The 18,079-nt window shown below is 69.4% G+C and carries 17 protein-coding genes and 2 tRNA genes; 7 read left to right on the forward strand and 12 right to left on the reverse strand.

All coding sequences use genetic code 11. From position 1 onward, the window contains the following. Nucleotides 1-401: 401 nt before the first annotated feature. Both ABZ815_RS46560 and ABZ815_RS46565 read left to right on the forward strand, forming a co-directional pair. The gene (locus ABZ815_RS46560) at nt 402-818 is read left to right on the forward strand and encodes a hypothetical protein (RefSeq protein WP_357708278.1); all 417 of its coding nucleotides are present in this window, start codon (nt 402-404) and stop codon (nt 816-818) included. Nucleotides 819-935: 117 nt separating this feature from the next. Continuing rightward, nucleotides 936-1,130, forward strand: a complete 195-nt coding sequence (locus ABZ815_RS46565; protein ID WP_357708279.1) for a hypothetical protein — start codon at nt 936-938, stop codon at nt 1,128-1,130. On the opposite strand, the gene ABZ815_RS46570 is transcribed toward ABZ815_RS46565, so the two are convergent. The 4 genes from ABZ815_RS46570 to ABZ815_RS46585 form a co-directional block, all read right to left on the reverse strand. Continuing rightward, nucleotides 1,118-1,789: a response regulator gene (locus ABZ815_RS46570; protein ID WP_357708280.1), complete on the reverse strand. Its 672-nt coding sequence runs from the start codon at nt 1,787-1,789 to the stop codon at nt 1,118-1,120. The genes ABZ815_RS46565 and ABZ815_RS46570 overlap by 13 nt on opposite strands. Beyond that, nucleotides 1,786-4,305, reverse strand: coding sequence for a DUF4118 domain-containing protein (locus ABZ815_RS46575; RefSeq protein ID WP_357708282.1), 2,520 nt, complete (start codon nt 4,303-4,305; stop codon nt 1,786-1,788). Before ABZ815_RS46575 ends, ABZ815_RS46570 begins: the two co-directional genes overlap by 4 nt. Nucleotides 4,306-4,314: 9 nt before the next feature. After that, nucleotides 4,315-4,782: a group II truncated hemoglobin gene (locus ABZ815_RS46580; RefSeq protein WP_357708283.1), complete on the reverse strand. Its 468-nt coding sequence runs from the start codon at nt 4,780-4,782 to the stop codon at nt 4,315-4,317. 105 nt (nt 4,783-4,887) lie between these two features. Next, nucleotides 4,888-4,964 (reverse strand) — tRNA-Met (locus ABZ815_RS46585). A gap of 148 nt (nt 4,965-5,112) precedes the next feature. Between ABZ815_RS46585 and ABZ815_RS46590 the strand changes: the two genes are divergently transcribed. Further along, nucleotides 5,113-5,457, forward strand: a complete 345-nt coding sequence (locus tag ABZ815_RS46590; RefSeq protein ID WP_357708285.1) for a hypothetical protein — start codon at nt 5,113-5,115, stop codon at nt 5,455-5,457. 41 nt (nt 5,458-5,498) lie between these two features. Here the strand turns inward: ABZ815_RS46590 and ABZ815_RS46595 are convergent. From ABZ815_RS46595 to ABZ815_RS46615, 5 genes are all read right to left on the reverse strand, one after another. Further along, a tRNA-Met gene (locus ABZ815_RS46595) sits at nt 5,499-5,575 on the reverse strand. A 57-nt stretch (nt 5,576-5,632) separates the two neighbouring features. Next, a complete protein-coding gene (locus ABZ815_RS46600) occupies nt 5,633-8,581 on the reverse strand; it encodes a UPF0182 family protein (RefSeq protein ID WP_357708286.1) in 2,949 nt (982 codons plus the stop codon). A 129-nt stretch (nt 8,582-8,710) separates the two neighbouring features. After that, entirely contained in the window at nt 8,711-9,757 is a 1,047-nt protein-coding gene (locus ABZ815_RS46605) for a PDZ domain-containing protein (RefSeq protein WP_357708287.1), read from the reverse strand. A gap of 10 nt (nt 9,758-9,767) precedes the next feature. Then, on the reverse strand, nt 9,768-10,193 hold the full coding sequence (locus ABZ815_RS46610; protein ID WP_357708288.1) for a molybdenum cofactor biosynthesis protein MoaE: 426 nt from the start codon (nt 10,191-10,193) through the stop codon (nt 9,768-9,770). A 23-nt stretch (nt 10,194-10,216) separates the two neighbouring features. Further along, the gene (locus ABZ815_RS46615) at nt 10,217-11,290 is read right to left on the reverse strand and encodes an NAD-dependent epimerase/dehydratase family protein (RefSeq protein ID WP_357708338.1); all 1,074 of its coding nucleotides are present in this window, start codon (nt 11,288-11,290) and stop codon (nt 10,217-10,219) included. Nucleotides 11,291-11,420: 130 nt separating this feature from the next. Here ABZ815_RS46615 and ABZ815_RS46620 point away from each other — a divergent pair, with 130 nt between their 5' ends. The 3 genes from ABZ815_RS46620 to ABZ815_RS46630 are packed head-to-tail and all read left to right on the forward strand — an operon-like array spanning nt 11,421 to nt 14,224. Next, nucleotides 11,421-12,650, forward strand: coding sequence for a zinc-dependent metalloprotease (locus ABZ815_RS46620; RefSeq protein ID WP_357708289.1), 1,230 nt, complete (start codon nt 11,421-11,423; stop codon nt 12,648-12,650). Next, entirely contained in the window at nt 12,647-13,207 is a 561-nt protein-coding gene (locus tag ABZ815_RS46625; protein WP_357708290.1) for an NUDIX hydrolase, read from the forward strand. The genes ABZ815_RS46620 and ABZ815_RS46625 overlap by 4 nt, the downstream gene beginning before the upstream one ends. Before the next feature lie 30 nt (nt 13,208-13,237). Then, complete coding sequence (locus ABZ815_RS46630; RefSeq protein WP_357708291.1) at nt 13,238-14,224, forward strand: endonuclease/exonuclease/phosphatase family protein; 987 nt, start codon at nt 13,238-13,240, stop codon at nt 14,222-14,224. Nucleotides 14,225-14,231: 7 nt separating this feature from the next. On the opposite strand, the gene ABZ815_RS46635 is transcribed toward ABZ815_RS46630, so the two are convergent. The 3 genes from ABZ815_RS46635 to ABZ815_RS46645 all read right to left on the reverse strand — a co-directional run bounded on the left by ABZ815_RS46635 (nt 14,232) and on the right by ABZ815_RS46645 (nt 16,178). Next, nucleotides 14,232-14,816 (reverse strand): hypothetical protein, encoded by a 585-nt coding sequence (locus ABZ815_RS46635; RefSeq protein ID WP_357708292.1) that lies wholly within the window; start codon nt 14,814-14,816, stop codon nt 14,232-14,234. Continuing rightward, nucleotides 14,813-15,328 carry a M48 family metallopeptidase gene (locus ABZ815_RS46640; protein ID WP_357708293.1) on the reverse strand — a complete coding sequence of 172 codons (516 nt, stop codon included), beginning with the start codon at nt 15,326-15,328 and terminating at the stop codon, nt 14,813-14,815. The genes ABZ815_RS46635 and ABZ815_RS46640 overlap by 4 nt, the downstream gene beginning before the upstream one ends. A gap of 67 nt (nt 15,329-15,395) precedes the next feature. Further along, nucleotides 15,396-16,178, reverse strand: coding sequence for an enoyl-CoA hydratase-related protein (locus tag ABZ815_RS46645; RefSeq protein WP_357708295.1), 783 nt, complete (start codon nt 16,176-16,178; stop codon nt 15,396-15,398). A gap of 375 nt (nt 16,179-16,553) precedes the next feature. On the opposite strand from ABZ815_RS46645, the gene ABZ815_RS46650 reads away from it, so the two are divergent. Next, the gene (locus ABZ815_RS46650; RefSeq protein WP_357708296.1) at nt 16,554-18,020 is read left to right on the forward strand and encodes a thiamine biosynthesis protein ThiF; all 1,467 of its coding nucleotides are present in this window, start codon (nt 16,554-16,556) and stop codon (nt 18,018-18,020) included. Nucleotides 18,021-18,079 lie beyond the last annotated feature (59 nt).

Consider the following 18,079-nt stretch of genomic DNA (forward strand, 5'->3'; position numbering starts at 1 on the left):
AGCCGTTCAAGTCTCTGTCAAATTGACCGGACTTGCTCGACCTGCGGTAATTAAGTCGCGCCCCGCTTCCGGGACAACCCCTCTAACTTACCAGCTCATTCAGACCGCTCTGAACCGTCTTGAATGAACCAGAGGAAGTGGGATTTGCCGGGCTTCTCTTGAGGCTCTTGCGAGCCCCTCGGCCGCCCTGCGCGAAGCAACTCTAGCAGTCTCCCGCGCCTACTTCGCGCCACACAGGTAATCGTAGGGTCCTTCCCTGGCCACAAGATCGTCAAACCTAGGTCATCCCGGGGCATGTCCGCCCGTACGACACCCGGAGTCAAGCCGTCAGCAAGTCATCCGCAATCGCCCCTCGGTACGAAGGTATCCACGAGCAGACTGCGCTCTCGGAGGTGCCCGCCATGACCCGCTCGGAGTTCGACGACATCCGTGCCTTCCTCGCCGACCCGGCGACTCATGCGGGAGACCTCCTGCGGATCGCCCGAACCCTGATCGAAGACCTCGAACACGCACGTGTGCGCGAGGCCGTCCTGCGTACCCACCACCTGCGGCTGCTCACGGCGGCGCAGGCGACGGTGGCGGCCGACATGGTCGGCGCGCCCGACCCGCTCGCCTTCCTCACCCGCGAGCTGGCCGAACGCGACCAGCTGCCCGCGGACGAGGAGGACGTTCAGCGCATCCTGGCCGACGCGCGTACGGCCGAGGCGCTGCTCGCCTGCCTGCAGGAGGAGCAGCAGCCGCAACAGCCGCCGGTCGTGCGGGTGCGCGGGATGCGACTGCGGCGGTGTGTCGGGGCGCACCGGACGCTCCCCCGCTGAGCCGGCGGTCCCCCACAACCGATCATTCTGGGCTGTTCCACCCGGTACGGCAGGCTTCGACCGGATGAGGACTGTGGCCATACCCGGCCTTGGCTACCCGGCTGTAACACTGCACTTATGTGGCAACGGGGGCTGAACTGGTCGGCAATCATCCTGGTCGGGATATTTGGTCTGATGTGGATCGGTGTTGTGATCTATGCAGATCAGACGTCTTCGGTGTGGGTGCGTGCCGCTCAGGTGCTGTTCGGGATCCTGTTGTCCGGGTGGGCCGTGCTCAAGGCGATCGTCATGGTCAGGGATCAGGAGGGCTGAAACCGGTACCCCATGCCGGGTTCGGTCAGCAGGTGCACCGGGTGGGCGGGGTCGCGTTCGAGCTTGCGGCGCAGTTGGGCCATGTACTGACGCAGGTAGTGCGTCTCCTTCAGGTAGTTGGCGCCCCACACCTCGGTCAGCAGCTGCCGCTGGCTGATCAGTTTGCCGGGATTGCGGAGCAGGATCTCCAGGAAGTGCCACTCCGTCGGAGTCAGCCGTACGCCGCCTGAGATCGTCTTGTCGGCGAGGTCGATCACGTGGTCGCCGAGCCGCACCGTCGCGGGTTCCTCTTCGTGCTGGTTCGTGCGGCGGGTCACCGCGCGGATGCGGGCCAGCAGCTCGTCGATGCCGAACGGCTTGGTGACGTAGTCGTCGGCGCCGGCGTCGAGTGCGTCCACCTTGTCCGTGCTGTCGGTACGTCCCGACAACACGATGATCGGGACCTTGGTCCAGCCCCGCAGCCCCTCGATGACCTCGACCCCGTCGAGGTCGGGCAGTCCGAGGTCGAGGACGACCAGGTCGGGATGCCAGTCGGCGGCCTGGCGCAGCGCCGACGCGCCGTCGGGGGCGACCGCGACCTCATAGTGCCTGGCCGCCAGGTTGATGCGCAGGGCACGCAGGATCTGGGGCTCATCATCGACGACGAGCACACGGGTCACGGGGCCCTCCTCAGTGAGACGGTCATGGTGAGCCCTCCTCCGGGGGTGTCCTCAAGGAGGAGCGTGCCGCCCATCGCCTCGGTGAGGCCGCGCGAGAGTGCGAGACCGAGGCCCACGCCGGTGTGGTTGTCGCGGTCGCCGAGTCGTTGGAAGGGCAGGAACACCCTTTCATGTGCTTCTGGAGGGATTCCTGGCCCCCTGTCGATGATGCGCATCTCGACGTGTTCGCCGTGCCAGCTCGCGGTGACGAGCACGGGCTCGCCTTCGGGGCTGTAGCGGACGGCGTTGGCCATCAGGTTGACCAGGACGCGTTCGAGCAGGGCCGGGTCGGCCTGGAACTCCGGCAGGTCGACCGGAAGGTCCCCTTTGACGCGGTCGCGCAGCGGGCCGAGGTCGTCGATGGCGCGAGGCAGCACGTCCTCGACGGCGACGGGTCGCAGGGTGACGCCCAGGACGCCGGCCTGGAGGCGGCTCATGTCGAGCAGGTTCGAGACGAGCCGGTTCAGTTTGATCAGGGACTCGTGGGCGGTGGCCAGCAGTTCGGCGCGGTCTTCGTCGGACCAGGCGATGTCGGTGTTGCGCAGGCTCTCCACGGAGGCCATGGCGGAGGCGAGCGGGGTGCGCAGGTCGTGGCCGACGGCGGCGAGCAGCGCGGTGCGCATGCGGTCGGCCTCGGCCAGCGGTTCGGCGCGCTCGGCCGCCTCGCGCAGCCGTTCCTGGCGCAGGGCGACGGCGGCCTCGGCGGCGAACGCCTCCAGGACGCGGCGGTCGCTGGCGTCGAGCAACCGGCCGCGGGTCGCGAGCACCAGCCGGTCGTCGATGGTGACGACGCCGCGCCCGCCGTCCGCAGCAGTGGCGGGCGGAGCGGTGATCGGGGGGCCGCCGGACGTGGCGACGATGCGCCAGTCCCCCGGCGGGTCGTCCCGTTCGAGCAGGGTGACCGCGGTCAGTCCGAACGTCTCGCGCAACCGTCCGAGCAACGAAGCGAGCGCCGACTCCCCGCGCAGGACGTGTCCGGCCAGCGTGGAGAGCACCTCGGCGTCCGCTCTCGAACGGACCGCCTCCCTGCGGCGCCGGGCGGCCACGTCCACGACGGTGCTGACCATGGCGGCGACCAGGACGAAGATGGCCAAGGAGAGCACGTTCTCCGGCTCGGAGATGGTCAGGGTGTGCACCGGCGGCGTGAAGAACCAGTTGAGCAGGCCGAACGCGAGCACCGCCGCCGTGAGCGCCGGCCACATCCCGCCCACCAGCGCGACGCCGACGACCAGCAGCAGGAAGAGCAGGATCTCGCTGGGCAGGCTCAGGTCCAGCGGCGCGATCACGCCGGTGAGCGACGGCATCGCGACCAGGGTCAGCGCCCAGCCGGACAACCTTCGCGTACGCGTCAACGCGCCCCTGGACGGCGGCCGGCCGGAGCCCTTCCTGACGGCTTCGTGCGGGACCATGTGCACGTCGATCGAGCCGGACAGCGTGGTCGTCGTCATGCCCACGCCTCGGGTGAACAGCTGCGCGAGCCGTCCCCGCCGGGAGGCGCCGAGGACGAGCTGCGAGGCGTTCACGCCGTCGGCGAACTCGATCAGCGCACGCGGGATGTCGTCGCCGACCACCTGGTGGTAGGTGCCGCCGAGGTCCTCGACGAGTTTGCGCTGGCGTACCAGGTTGGCGGGATCGCTCGCGGCGGACAGGGCGTCGGCCCGGGTGACGTGCACGGCGAGGAGGTCGGCGCCCTTGGTCCTGGCCGTGATGCGGGCGGCGCGGCGGACGAGGGTGTCGCCCTCGGGGCCGCCGGTGAGGGCGACGACCACGCGTTCGCGGGCCTCCCAGGTACCCGCGATGTCGTGGTCGGCCCGGTAGGCGGTGAGTTGCCGGTCTACCCGGTCCGCCACCCAGAGCAGGGCGAGCTCCCGCAGGGCGGACAGGTTGCCGACGCGGAAGTAGTTGGCGAGGGCGGCGTCGACGCGTTCGGGCGGGTAGACGTTGCCGTGCGCGAGCCGTCGGCGCAGGGCCTCGGGTGACATGTCGACGAGTTCGAGCCGTTCGGCCCGCCGTACGAGGTCGTCGGGGACGGTCTCGTGCTGCGGCAGGCCGGTGATCTGCTCGACCACGTCGCGCAGGGACTCCAGGTGCTGGATGTTGAGCGTGGAGACGACGTCGATGCCGGCGTCCAGGATGTCCTGGACGTCCTGCCAGCGTTTGGCGTGTCGGGAGCCGGGCGCGTTGGTGTGGGCCAGCTCGTCGACCAGCACGACCTTGGGGCGGCGGGCGATGACCGCGTCGGCGTCGAGCTCGGTGAACGTGGCGCCGCGATGGGGAAGGGTGCGTCCCGGCACGATCTCCAGGCCGTCGAGCAGGCGGGCGACCTGGTCGCGGCCGTGGGTCTCGACATGGCCCACGACCACGTCACGGCCGCGCTCCTTGGCCCGTCGCGCCTCGCCGAGCATGGCGTACGTCTTGCCGACGCCGGGCGCCGCGCCCAGGTAGACCCGCAGTCGCCCGCGCGACGTGCTTCCCATTCCTCCAGGTTACGGCTGGTATGGCGGAGCGACTCCCCAACCCCAGTGCGGAACCGGGGCCTCCGGTGGCGGGGTCGCGCCGGGCTGGGAGTTGTGCACGGCCAGCCGGGTGCCCCACTCGATGTAGCCGGCGAACGCTGCCCTGAACTCGGGGTCGTCGGGCAGGCCGACCTCGTCGGCGGCGTCCATGAGGAGGTTCACCCAGCGGCGGCGCTGCGGCTCGGTGATCGCCCGGCCCAGGTGGTGGGCGAGCATGTGGGAGTATCCGCCGCGTTCGTGGGTGTACCGGTCGGGGCCGCCGAAGACCTCGCTGAGCCACATGGCAACGTATTTGGGATGGTCGGGGTCCATGTGGGCGAACAGCGGACCGATGAGGTCGTCCTTCAGGACGGTCCGGTAGAACGTCACGGTCAGTCGTTCGAACGCCTCGGTTCCGCCCGCCCACTCGTAGATGGTCGGAACGCCTTTTTCCGTCATGTAATCATGTAATCAGGACAGAGGTCGTACGACAAGCCTGGGCACGATCTAGGGTCGAAAACGACGAAGTCCCTGGTCGCCGTGTGGCGACCAGGGACTTCGGATTGGTAGCGGGGACAGGATTTGAACCTGCGACCTCTGGGTTATGAGCCCAGCGAGCTACCGAACTGCTCCACCCCGCGTCGGTGTGTTGTTTCAACTATACCGCCCTTTCGGAGTCCCTCGACCCGGTCGGCCTTGTCCGGGCGCGTCGGCGGCGTGATCATGGGCCTCATGCTGCTGAAACCTCTCCCGGCACGCCGCTCTCTTCCGCGTCGCAGGAGTCTCCTCGTGGCGGTGCCCGTGGCGGTGGCTCTGCTCGTCATGGTGCCGATGTGGGGCAACGACCTCCGCTTGGCGGACATGGAGAATCGGGTTCTCGCCCATCCGCTACCGCCTGGCACCTCCTTCAACGCCTCCGGGGCGCAGGGGTCGGTGGGGGTGCAGGAGGGCAACGGTGACCACTGTGACTTCCTCGTCAGGTTCTCGTTGCTCACCAGCCTGCCCGAGGCCGAGCTCACGAGCTACTACGACAAGGCGGGTGGCCGGGTGTACTTCAGCGACGGCGATCCCGCGGCCGCCGTGGTCGAGTTCCTGGAGACGGACGACGCCGTATGGGATCTGCGGTGCCGGTGAAAAGCAACGAGGCCCTGGCCGTCGGCCAGGACCTCGAATCTTGGTAGCGGGGGCAGGATTTGAACCTGCGACCTCTGGGTTATGAGCCCAGCGAGCTACCGAACTGCTCCACCCCGCGTCGTTGTCTTGCTTCTCAAGCCTATCGGCGACGCGGGGCGGGCGCAAACCGAATGGGCTAGGTCGTGCCTCCGGCCTGTGTGCCCGACGGTGTAGGCGTCGGCGTGGACGTTGCCGGCGGTGAGGCCGATGGTGAGGCCGACGGCGACGCCGAGGGAGAGGGCGACGGGGTCGCCGCCGGCTGGACGTTGGCGCTCTCGATCTGCTTCAGCGCCTCCTCCAGCCGCTTCTGCGCCTTGCCGTACTCGTCCCAGTTCGGGGGGTTGGCCTGGAGGGCCTTCTGGGCGTCCTCGTAGGCCTTCTGGGCGTTGGAGATGGCGGTGTTCATCGCCGACGTGTTCGTCTGGTTGGGCGTGTTCTGCTGCGGCTGGGTGTTCTGCTGTTGCTGCTCGCCGCCGAACACCTGCTCCAGCGCCTGGTCGAGAGTGTCACCCGAGCCGACCTTGTTGCCGAACGCCACCAGCACCCGCCGCAGGATCGGGTACGGCTCCTGGCCGGTGCCCGCCTTGGTCTGCACGTAGACGGGCTCGATGTAGATCAGCCCGTTCGCGTACGGCAGGGTCAGCAGGTTGCCGTACCTGACGTTGGCCTGGCCGAGGCCGAGGGGGCCCAGCTCGCCCGAGAACTTGTTCTGGAAGTTGTTCTGGGCCTGACCGGGGCCGGGGACCGTGGTGTTGGACGGCATGCGCAGGATGCGCAGCTTGCCGTAGTCCTTGCCGACCGTGGAGCCCGCCGCCATGAACGCCGCCAGGTTGGGGCCTTCTCTGGGGACGAAGGTCGTGGTCAGCGAGAACGACGGCTCGGACTCGTCGGGCATCGTGGCCGTCAGGTAGTACGGCGGCTGCTTGACCGACTGGTTGCCCTGCGACGGGTCGCTGGGGATGTTCCAGAAGTCCTGGGCGCTGTAGAAGGCGGCCGCGTTGGTGACGTGGTAGCGCGACAGCATGTAGCGCTGGACCTTGAACAGGTCTTCCGGGTAGCGGACGTGCGCCTGGAGTTCGGGGCTCATCTGCGAGGCGGGCTTGATCGTGCCGGGGAAGGCGTTGGACCACGTCTTCAGCACCGGGTCGTTGCCGTCCCAGGCGTAGAGCGTGACCGTGCCGTCGTAGGCGTCGACCGTGGCCTTGACCGAGTTGCGGATGTAGTTGATCTCGTCCTGCGGCTGCTGGGCGACCACGCGACGGTCGGTGGCCAGGTCGCGGGTCATGTCGCCGAGGCTCTCGCTCTGCGAGTACGGGTACGCGTTGGACGTGGTGTACCCGTCGATGATCCAGGTGATCCGGCCGTCGACGATCGCCGGGTAGGCGTTCCCGTCGAGGGTCAGGAACGGCGCGACCTTCTCCACCCGCTCCCGCGGGTTGCGCACGTAGAGGATCTTGGAGTTCTCGTTGATGTCACCCGACAGCAGGATGTTCATCTCGCCGTACTTGGCGGCGTAGACCAGCCGGCTGAGCGCCGAGCCGATCGGCACGCCGCCCTTGCCGGTGTAGGTCGTGTTCTGCTGGCCCGTCTGGCCGCCGGAGACCGGGTAGTCGAGCTCCTGTGGCTTGCTGGGGTTGCCGCCGGCGATGACGTACTCGGTGGAGCCGGGGTTCTCACCGAAGTAGACGCGCGACTCCTTGAGCCCGGTCGCGGCGGCGAGGTCGCCGGTGACCGGCATGTCCTTGCTGTCGTAGGCGGGCAGGCCGCCCGCGTCGACCTGGTTGCCCGGCGCGGAGACGAAGCCGTAGCCGTGGGTGTAGACCAGCGCGCGGTTGATCCAGTTGTTCTGGGGCGCGGGCGGGCCGAGCAGCTCGCGGACGCCGACCACGTGGTCGACCAGCTTGCCGTCCTTGCCCGGGTAGCGGTCGACGTCGAGCTGGTCGGGGAAGCCGTAGAAGCCGCGGATGCGCTGGGTCTGCTCGAACGTGGACGACACCAGCGCCGGGTCGAGCAGGCGTACGCCGGTCACCGACTCGTCGCCGCCGGCGCTGACCTTGGTCGGGTCGGCCTGGGCGTTGTAGTCGATCACTTCGGCGTTCTGCACGTCGTAGGCTGATCGGGTGGCTTGGATGTTCCGGTCGATGTAGAGGGCTTCCTTGCCCTGCTGGTTGGGCTTGACCTGGAACTGCTCGACCAGCGCCGGGTAGACGCCGCCGATCAGGATCGCCGAGAGCACGAGCAGGCCGAACGAGACGCCGGGCAGCATGCCGCCGGGGCGCACGACACCGGCGAAGAACAGCACGGCACAGATCAGCGCGATGATCGCGAGGATGTTCTTGGCCGGGAGCACCGCGTTGACGTCGGTGTAGGACGCGCCGTGCACGTAGCCCCGGTCGGAGAAGACCAGACCGAACCGGTCGATGTAGTAGGCGACGGCCTTGAGCAGGACGAACACGCCGAGCAGCACGGAAAGGTGGATCCGCGCGGCCTTGGAGGCGTGCACGCCCGGCGACTGCAGCCGGAAGCCGCCGTAGAGGTAGTGGGTGATCGTGGCCAGGACGATCGAGATGATCACGGCGGTGAACAGGAAGTTCAGCACCATCCTGATGAACGGGTAATCGAACATGAAGAAGGAGATGTCCATGCCGAACATCTCGTCCTTCTTGTCGAACGTGGCCCCGTTCACGAACTGCAGCCACGTCTTCCACTGCCCCGCGAACGAGGAGCCGGAGAAGAGCGCGAGCAGGCCCATGCCGACGATGAAGATCAGCTTGCGGTGGGGGTCGAGCGCCATGCGATAGCGGTCGGCTCCGCTGCCGCCGCCGAACACGGCGGGGCCGAACATCGGCCGGGTGCGGAAGGCCAGCAGCATGTTGCCGCCCACGATGCCGACCATGAGCACCGCTCCGACGAGGAACAGCACGATCTCGGTCAGCAGCACCCCGGAGAAGACCGACGTGTAGTTGGTCGCGTCAAACCACAGGTAGTCGGTATAAATCCCAGAAAAAAGGAAAAACAGGGCCACGATCGCGACCAGCGCGATGGCCACAGGCAGAAGCAGCCGCGGCCGGCGTGGCAAGCGCATCGCCCTGCCGGCCCCTGGGGTCCGGAAGCTCAAGGCCAACCCCTCGTCGTGATGAAGAAACGGTCCGTGTCTGGCAACTTACACCGCAGTGCCAGCCGTACGGCTAACGCACGGCGCTCGCCGGAAGTTTCATCCGGCCTCACAAGCGGGCACATTGCCCTTTCCGGTGCGCAGCGCGTCGAGCGCGAGCACCGCGTCGTGCAACGTGTCGGCCTTGACCAGGCGCAAGCCGTCGGGGACGGCCTTCATGGCCTCGGCGCAGTTGTCGGCGGGGGTGAGGAAGACGGTCGCGCCCGAGTCGCGGGCCCCCACCATCTTCTGGGCGATGCCGCCGATGGGCCCCACCTGGCCCTCGGTGTCGATGGTGCCGGTGCCGGCGATGCGCTTGCCCCCGGTGATCTCGCCCGGGGTCAGCTTGTCGAGTATGCCGAGCGAGAACATCAGCCCGGCGCTCGGCCCGCCGACGTCGCCCACGTTGATCTCGACGTCGAAGGGGAACTTGAACTTCTCCTGCATGAGCACGCCGACGAGGGGCTTGCCGTCCTTGCTGGCGATCGGCTGGAGGGAGACGTCGAGCTTCTGGCTGCCCCTGGTCACGTTGAAGGTCACGGTCTCGCCCGGCTTGTGGGCCTTGACGGTGTCCCCGACGAGCTGGGAGTCGGTGGCCGGCTTGCCGTCGACCGAGTTGATCTGGTCGCCCTTCTGCAGCTTGCCGTCGGCGGGCTTGCCCTTCTCGGTGGACAGGACCGTGACGACCCGCTCGTAGGGGATCTTGAGCTCGTTGAGCGCGGCGGCCTTGGCCGAGTCTTGGGAGTTGGTCATCTCGACCGCGTTCTCCTCGTCGACCTTCTTCGCGTCGCGGCCGGGCGGGAAGATGGTCTCCTGCGGGACCACCGCGACGGTCGGGTCGATCCAGCCGCGCAACGCGGTCAGCAGGTCGATCTGGGCGGCCGGGCCACCCTGGTAGGCCACCGTGACCAGGCTCAGCGCGCCGCTGGTCGGATAGGTCTGCCGACCGCTGATCGAGATCACCGGCTTCTTGTCGATCTCGCCGATGGTGTTCTCTGTGGGGCCGGGGCTCAGCACGACGTACGGCACCGGCCGGAACGCGCCCACGACGCCCAGCGCGAGCACGAAGAAGCCCGCGAGCAGCAGGGTGAGGACGCGTCGTGACATGGTGATGAGCTTATTCGCAGGCGCCGACCCACTCGGTCTCGCCATCGGCGAACACCTGATGTTTCCAGATGGGGACCTCTGACTTGAGGTCGTCGATGAGCCTGCGCGAGGCCTTGAACGCCTCGTCGCGGTGTGGCGAGGCCACGGCGACGATCACCGCCGTGTCGCCGAGCCCCAGGTCGCCGACCCGGTGGACGGCGGCGATCGCGGTGACGGGGAAGTCGGCCGCGACCTTCTCGGCGACCCGGCGCAGCTCGTCGGGCGCCGAGGGGTGGGCCGAGTAGGAGAGCCGGGTCACGGGCTTGCCATGGTCCTGTTCGCGCACCGTGCCGATGAAGATCGCGGTGCCGCCCGCCGCGTGGTCTTCCACCGCGGCCAGCACCTCGTCCACGGACAACGGGGTGTCACGAATGCCGAGCAACCGGATGACGTCCACGGAAAGAGCCTAACCTCACGCTCCTACTGGCGACGCTTTTTGCGCACCTGTCGGACGATCGCCGCGGTGCCGATGACGGCGACCGTGGCGCCGGCCGCGGTGAGCGTGGCCTCCTTGACCGGCAGCCGCCTGCCGACCACGGTGGTCCTGTTCTCGCGGAGTTCGAGGAGCTGCCGGAAGGCCGCGTCGTTGGTCCACGTGGGTTTCCAGCCCGCCTCGCGCAGCACCGAGCAGTCGACGACCCACGGATAGACGACGTAGTGCAGGTCGGTGGCGGGGGCCGGGGTGATGCCGAGCCGGTGCAGGCGCTGCGCGGTGCCGAACGTGAGCCCCGCCGGCAGCTCGAACCGCCGGATTCCGGACAGCTCCTCGACCTGCTCCTGCTCCAGCCAGCCGTCGGAGCCCACGGCCACCACACCGGTGACGACCCCCTTGGCGGCCAGTTCCAGCGCCGAGATCAGGTCGTCGATGTGGCAGAACTGCCAATGCGGGTTGCAGCCCTTGACCGTGAGCAGCCTCGGCGACTCGAAGTGCCGGGTGATGACCGTGTCGACACCCGGGCCGACGACCGCCGCCGGGCGCAGCACCGTGACGTCCAGGCCCGGGTGGCTGCGCAGCGACCTGCGGACCAGCGACTCGATCTCCAGGTAGTCGCCCACGACGCCGGTGTCGGGCTCGGCGGCCACCGGGGAGTCCTCCGGCAGGGGGACCTCGTTGTCGGGCGCGGCGCCGTAGACCATGGCACTGGTGACCAGGATCACCCGCCGCACGCGGGCGGCGGCGCAGGCGGTGAGCACCGTTTGCGCCGCTCTGAGGTTGTACGCGCGCCGCGCCCCGGGCTCGGAGTCGACGGCGTAGTCACCGGCCAGATGGACCAGGACGTCGATGTCGGAGATCCGGTTCGCCAAGAGCGGATCCCGTACGTCGATCACTCTCCACGTGGCTTCCTGAACGTCGCCGCGCTCCTCGTCGATGGCCACCACTCTGCGGAAATCCGCGGAGGATACGAGCCTCACGAGCAACTCGCGGCCGATGCCGGAGGCCGCGCCGGTGACGGCGACGACGGGTTGGCGCGGGCGTTTCGAGGTAGGCACCAGGTCCTCACTTTGCACTGATCCGCCGTAGGACGACTAACGTGGCGGATGTGGACTCCTCCATCCTGCACGAGGTAGAGCGGTGACTGACCTGCCAGGTCGCGAAAACGACCCTAACGAGAACCCGTTCGCCATGTTCGGCAACCCTGAGCAAATGGCTCAGGCGATGCGCCAGTTCGCCGACATGTTGTCGGCGCCTCAGGGTTCAGGCCCTGTCAACTGGGACATGGCCAAGAACATCGCACGACACGCCGTGGTCGCCCAAGGCGATCCGAGCGTCATGGAAGGCGAGCGCCGCCAGATCGTGGAGGCGCTGAGCCTGGCCGACCTGTGGCTGAACGAGGCGACGACACTGCCGAGCGGCGTGTCCAACCCGCAGGCCTGGAGCCGGTCCGAGTGGATCGAGAACACGGTCCCGGTCTGGCGGAAGCTTTGCGAGCCCGTTGCCGAACGCATGGTCGAGACCATGGGCGGCGCTCTCGGCGGCTCCGGGCTGCCGCCCGAGGCCCAGCAGATGGCCGGGCCGCTGATGGGCATGCTCAAGCAGATGGGCGGCATGATGGTCGGTCAGCAGATCGGCCAGGCGCTCGGCTCGCTGGCGCGCGAGGTCATCGGCACGACCGACATCGGCCTGCCGCTGTCCGGCACGGCGGCGCTGCTGCCCGGCGGCATCGCCTCCTTCAGCGAGGGCCTTGAGATCCCCGCCGACGAGATCAGGCTCTATCTGGCGTTGCGCGAGGCCGCGCATCACCGGCTGTTCCAGCACGTCCCGTGGCTGCGCTCGCACCTGCTCGGGGCCGTCGAGGAATACGCCAAGGGCATCACCGTGGACACCTCCGCGCTGGAGGAGCAGATCCGCGGGCTCGACATCAACAATCCCGAGGCGATCCAGGAGGCGCTGAGCGGCGGCGGCCTGCTCAAGCCCGAGGAGACCGAGCGGCAGAAGGCCGCCCTGGCCCGTCTGGAGACAATGCTCGCCCTGGTCGAGGGGTGGGTGGCGACGGTGGTCGACCGCGCCGCCGACGGCAAGCTGCCCTCGGCCGTCGCGCTGGCCGAGACCGTACGCAGGCGCCGGGCGACCGGCGGGCCCGCGGAGCTGACGTTCGGCACACTGGTCGGGCTGGAGCTGCGGCCCCGGCGGTTGCGCGAGGCGGCGGCGCTGTGGCGCGCGCTGGAGACCGAGCGCGGCGTCGACGGCCGCGACGCCCTGTGGGGCCACCCCGACCTCATGCCGACGGCCGAGGACCTCGACGACCCCGACGCGTTCGTCCGCGGCGAGGCGGCCTGGGACATCTCCCAGCTGGAGGCCAAGCCCGACAACGAGAACGGCGGCGAGAACGGCGACCAGGACGGCGGCCGGTGACCCTGCACGACGACGCGGTGGCGGTGCTGTCCTCATGGACCGCGCCGACCTCCGGGGAGGAGGCGCTGCGCGCCGAGTTCCTCGGCCATCTGCGGACGTACGGCGACGCCATGTGGCGCGCGTGCGCGCCCGGCCACCTGACGGCCACGACCGCCGTGCTCAGTCACGACGGCGCCCAGGTGCTGCTCACGCTGCACCCGAAGGCCGGGCGCTGGCTGCCCATGGGCGGCCACTGCGAGGACTTCGACGCCACGCTTGAGGCGGTGGCGCTGCGCGAGGCCACCGAAGAGTCGGGAATCTCCGGACTTGAGCTGCTGCCCGGGCCGCTGGCCGTGGACAAGCACGAGGTCTGGTGCCACCCGCCGCGCAGCTGGCACCTCGACGTCGAGTACGCGGCCGTGGCCCCTCCCGGCGCCGAGGCCGTCATGAGCGACGAATCGCTCGACCTGCGCTGGTTCCCCGTCGACGAGATCCCCGAACCGACCGACGAGGCCACGCGCCGGCTGGCCGCACGCGGACGCGCCGCTCTCGGCTCGCGCTCCCGTTCGCTGGGCTAGAGTCCTTCGCATCGTTCCAAGGGGGGCCGCGTGGAGACTTCCGCCGTTGGCGGCACGATCGTGACGCCTGGCCGCAAGCCGCGCAAGCTGCCCGGCAACGTCCTGACCTGGCTGGCCGTGACACCCTTCGCGGCCTGGGCCGTGGCCCGGGTGGCCGGGCTGGAACGAGGTTCGCTGCCCACGCAGCTCATGACCGCGACGCCGTACGCGGCGGCCGGGTCCCTGGTCCCCCTCCTGATCGCCGCGGTCGGGCGCAAGCGGGCCGCGACGGCCGTCGCGCTGCTCACCACGACCGCGCTCGGGTTCAGCGTCCTGCCCCGCGCGCTGGGCACGGCCGAGGCCACGACCGGCAGGCCGTTCAAGGTCATGACCATCAACATGCTGTTCGGCAGGGCCGACGCGCAGGTGATCGTGAATCTGGTCCGCGAGTTCCGGCCCGACGTGCTGAGCACGCAGGAGCTGACGCCGGCCGCCGTGGCCGACATGGACGCGGCGGGCCTTAAGGAGCTCATGCCTCACCGCGTACTTGAGGACGAATGGGACGCCGGCGGAAGCGGCCTCTACTCCAGGCATCCGCTCCAGCCGCTCCCGGACCTGGTCCCACCCGTGGGGCACAAGATGCCCGCCGCCATGGTGTCGCTGCCGGGCGGGAAGCCGATCGAGTTCGTGGACGTCCACCCCTACCCGCCGCTCGGCCCCAACGTGGTCAACTGGAACGAGGCGCTCTCCAAGCTGCCTTCCGCCAGCCGCGAAACCGTGCGGATCCTCGCCGGCGACTTCAACGCCTCGCTCGATCACGCCTCACTGCGCAGGCTGCTGGCCCGGGGGTACAAGGACGCGGCCGATCAGGTGGGCGCGGGGCTGATCCCCACGTGGCCGGCCAACAAGCGGGTGCCGCCGATCATCACCATCGACCACGTGCTGGTGGACGAGCGGGTGGGGGTCAGGGAGGTCAGCGTGCGCGACGTGCCGGGCACCGATCACCGGGCCGTGCTGGCCGAGCTCACCGTGCCCTGAGGCGTGGTCAGCGGCTCGTGATCAGGGCCCGGGTGTTGTCCCAGCCTTCGAGACCGGGGTCGAGGCGTTCGACGTCGTCGAGGGTGCGCAGCCGATGCCAGCCCGAGATGGTGGCGACCCTGCGCGGGCCCGGCGCCTGGGCGCGGAGGGTGGCGACGACGTCGGGGGCGTCGAGGTCGGGATCGGCCCAGCCGGGAAGCGGGAGCGAGCAGGCCAGCGCCACCGCGCCGCCGCCCGCCGCCGGGCAGACGGTGATCTCGGCCCGGCCCAGCTCCCTGAACAGCTTGCCGACCAGCAGCGAAGGCAGGTCGGGCGCGTCGGCGTTGATCACGGCGGCCTGGTCGCCGGACAGCCGGCCGAGGACCGCGCGCAGCGGCTCGTCCTCCGCGATCGTGACGATCTCCGTGCCGGGCCAGACGAGGTCGTCGAGGCCGGGGACTGCGGTGATCAGGACCGGGGTCACGAACTCCAGGCCGGCGACCATCTCGTAGGTGTCCTCGGCCACGGCCTCCAGGAACTGCCGTGGATCGACGCCGGGGGGCGCCGCTTCGGCCATGTGGCCGCGTACCAGGACGGCGACGATGCGCGTCAACACTCCTCCGGTGCCGTGGGGGCCGCCGCGGAGAATCCTTCGAGGAAGCCGCGTGCCCGCTCCGCCTTCGGATACTGTTCTACCAGCGCCCAGAACCTGGGGCCATGGCTCGGCACGATCAGGTGCGCGAGCTCGTGGATGATGACGTAGTTGATGACCCACTCGGGCAGGCCCTTGAGCCGGGTCGAGATCCTGATCGTCCCGTTCTCCGGGGTGCAGGAGCCCCAGCGGTGCTGCTGGTTGTCGACCCATCGGACGCTCACGGGGTCGGGCCGGCCGTCGAGGTACTTCACCGACAGTTCCCTCGCCCGTTCGAGCAGGGCCTCGTCGGTCGGCCTTCTTCGTTCTTCCTTGGCGGCCAGCCGGTCGAGCATCCGGCTCACCCATTCATCCGCGTCTTCGCCGCTCAGCCAGGCTGGCAGGAGCACGATCGTCTTGTCGCCGTCGCGGTAGGCGGAGACCGTACGCCGGCGACGAGAACTGCGACGGACCTCGACTGTCTCGGGGGGCACATAAGCACGTTAGCCGAGACTGACGAAATTCCACAGAGGGTGGACGTTGTTTCTGCTGGTCAGATGATTAAGAGCCGGTGAATTTGGGCATGCGCCTTTCCCGATGCGCCGACAGGCCCTCCAGCAGGTCCGATGATGCCATGGTCACGGGCTGGGCCAAGGATTCCCACCTCAGAGCGGCTTCCAGGTCTTGATGGTCTTGGTTCAGCGCGACCTTTGTGAGGCGGGTGGCAACTGGAGCCATCTCTGCGATCTTCTTGGCGATGACCGAAACCTCGTCGAGAAGGTCATTCTTCGGGAAAGATTGATTTACCAAGCCTTTATCTGCCGCTTCCGTACCCGTAAGCGCGCGGCCGGTCAGGAGCATCTCCCGGGCCAGTCCGGCGCCGCCTCTTCTGGGCAGCAGATAGGTGGCGGCCATGCCCGGATGCAGGCCGAGCCGGGTGAAGGGGGCCAGCAGTTTCGCGTCGTCGGCGGCGTAGACGAGGTCGCAGGCCAGGGCCACGCACAGGCCCGCGCCGACGGCCGGGCCGTTGACGGCGGCGACGGTCGGGACCTCCAGACCGGCGATCATGAGCCAGGTGCGGTAGAAGGCCAGCATGCGGTCGCGCAGCGGCGGCACGGCCTCGGCGCCCCGCTCGCCGATCCACGACAGATCGCCGCCGGAGGAGAACGCGCTGCCCGCGCCGGTGACGACGACACAGCGCAGGTCACGGTCGGCGGCCAGGGTGGTCATGGTTTCGCGCCATTCGGCCGTCATGGTGTCGGTCATGGCGTTGCGCAGGTCTGGGCGGTTGAGGGTGAGGAAGACGACTCCGTCGTCTTGGCGGTCGACCAAGAGCTCGCTCATGCGGCGAAGCGTAACGCCCTGCGGCGGCCGGATGCGGTTCGCGGCCGCCGCAGGGCGTTGGATGCGGTCCCTGGCCACCCCGGGGCGTTGGATGCGGAGCTCGGCCGTCGCAGGGCATTGGATCCGGTCCCCAGCAACATCGGATGCGGTCCCTGGTCACCGCTGGGCATTGGATCCAGTCCCCCGGCACCGCAGGGCGTTGGATGCGGAGCCCGGCCGTCGGCGGTCGGGTGCGGTTTCGGGCGGGCGCTGCGTTCTACGGTGGGGCGGGTTTTCCACAGGGCAGGCGGCGCGGTCGGAGGTTGTCCACAGGCCGCGCGGAAGCGGCTCGGGATCTTGGTCGGACGTGCGAACCTTCCGGCCATGAGGCCACGTGTGAAGCCGGCCCTCCGGCGCATCCTCCGCGACGAGCACACCTTGCAGTACGGCGTGCATCCCCTCCGGGCCATCACGCTGACCGGCCTGACGAGATCGGTGCGTCAGTGGATCGAGGGGCTCGACGGCACCCGCGACCTGCGGCGGGTGCTGCGCGACGCGGCGGCGGCCGGTCTCGACGAGCCGTGTGCTCAGGCGTTGCTCGACTACCTTGCCACGCGGGGTGCCCTTCACGACGCCGGTCCGTTCCCTGAGCCGCTGCGGGAGCTCTCCCTCGCCGAGAGAGATCGGCTGAAACCGGACCTCGACGCGCTCGACCTCGCCTCCAACGGCCCCGAGGGCGGCGTCGAGCTGCTGCGACGCCGCCGGGAGGCCAAGGTCCGGGTCTACGGGGCCGGGCGCGTGGGGGCGCAGATCGTTGCCCTGCTGGCGGCGGGTGGGGTGGGCGACATCCGGGTGATCGATCCCGGGCCGGTCCGTCCGGGTGACATCACGCCGGGGGGCCTGACGTGGGCCGAGGTGGGGCTGTCACGGGAGGAGGGCGCGGCGGCGGTCGCCAGACGGCTCCTCGCTCCCCCGCCGAAGAACGCCGCTGCCACTGCCGCTCCCTCTCCCGGTCCCGGGGCCGGGTCTGGGGCCGGGTCTGGGGCCGGGTCTGGGGCCGGGGGCGGGGGCCGGGCACGAAGTCGCACCTCGTCCTCACAGCCAACGGTTCGGAGCGCGGCGCCGTCCGGTGGGGGCCGACCTGTGCGCAAGGTTCCTGCGCCGTCCGGGGGCGTCGGCGGCCAGCCCAGGCGGCCGGGTGTCGCGGCGGCCGGCACTGCCGCTGCTCGGCCGACGCGCTCGGACGGCGCGTCGCCTCGTACCGGCGGCGCCCGTGTCTCCCCTGCTGGGCCGCCCTCCTCGCCGGGGGTGGAGGAGCGAGGCGTGCCTGAGGTGGGTCAGGATGTCGTCCCGTCCTCGAACGTCCTGGCCGGCGCTCCTCATCTGGGGGACGGGACCGCGCGTCCCGATCTCGTCGTCCTGGCGCCCGTCGGGCCTCTTGACGGGGTGCTGGTCAACGAGCTGGCCGACTTCGGCATCCCGCATCTGCTGGCGTCGGCCTTCGAGGGGCACGGGTCCGTCGGCCCGCTGGTGCTTCCGGGGGAGACGACGTGCCTGCACTGTCTCGACCTCACGCGCCGGGATCACGACCCCGCCTGGCCGATCGTCACCGCCCGGCTGGGGGGCTATCCGCCCGGGGAGATCGCCTGCGACACGACTCTCGCCACGCTCGTCGCGGCCGCGGCGACCGGCCATGCGCTTGCTCATCTCGAAGGCCGCGCGTCCTCTGTGACGAACGGCACAATGGACGTAATGCCTGATTGGTGCTGGAAAACGCGGTCGTGGAGCAGTCATCCGCAATGTCGTTGTATGCGAAACAATCCTTATTCGCTAACAATGGACATGTCACCTACCAGCGACTGACGTGCTCAGGGGACGACCACGAAGGGGGGAAGCGGCATCTCGGGAGAGGTTCCGCGCAT

The sequence above is a fragment of the Nonomuraea sp. NPDC047529 genome, assembly GCF_040642995.1.
Taxonomy (GTDB): domain Bacteria; phylum Actinomycetota; class Actinomycetes; order Streptosporangiales; family Streptosporangiaceae; genus Nonomuraea.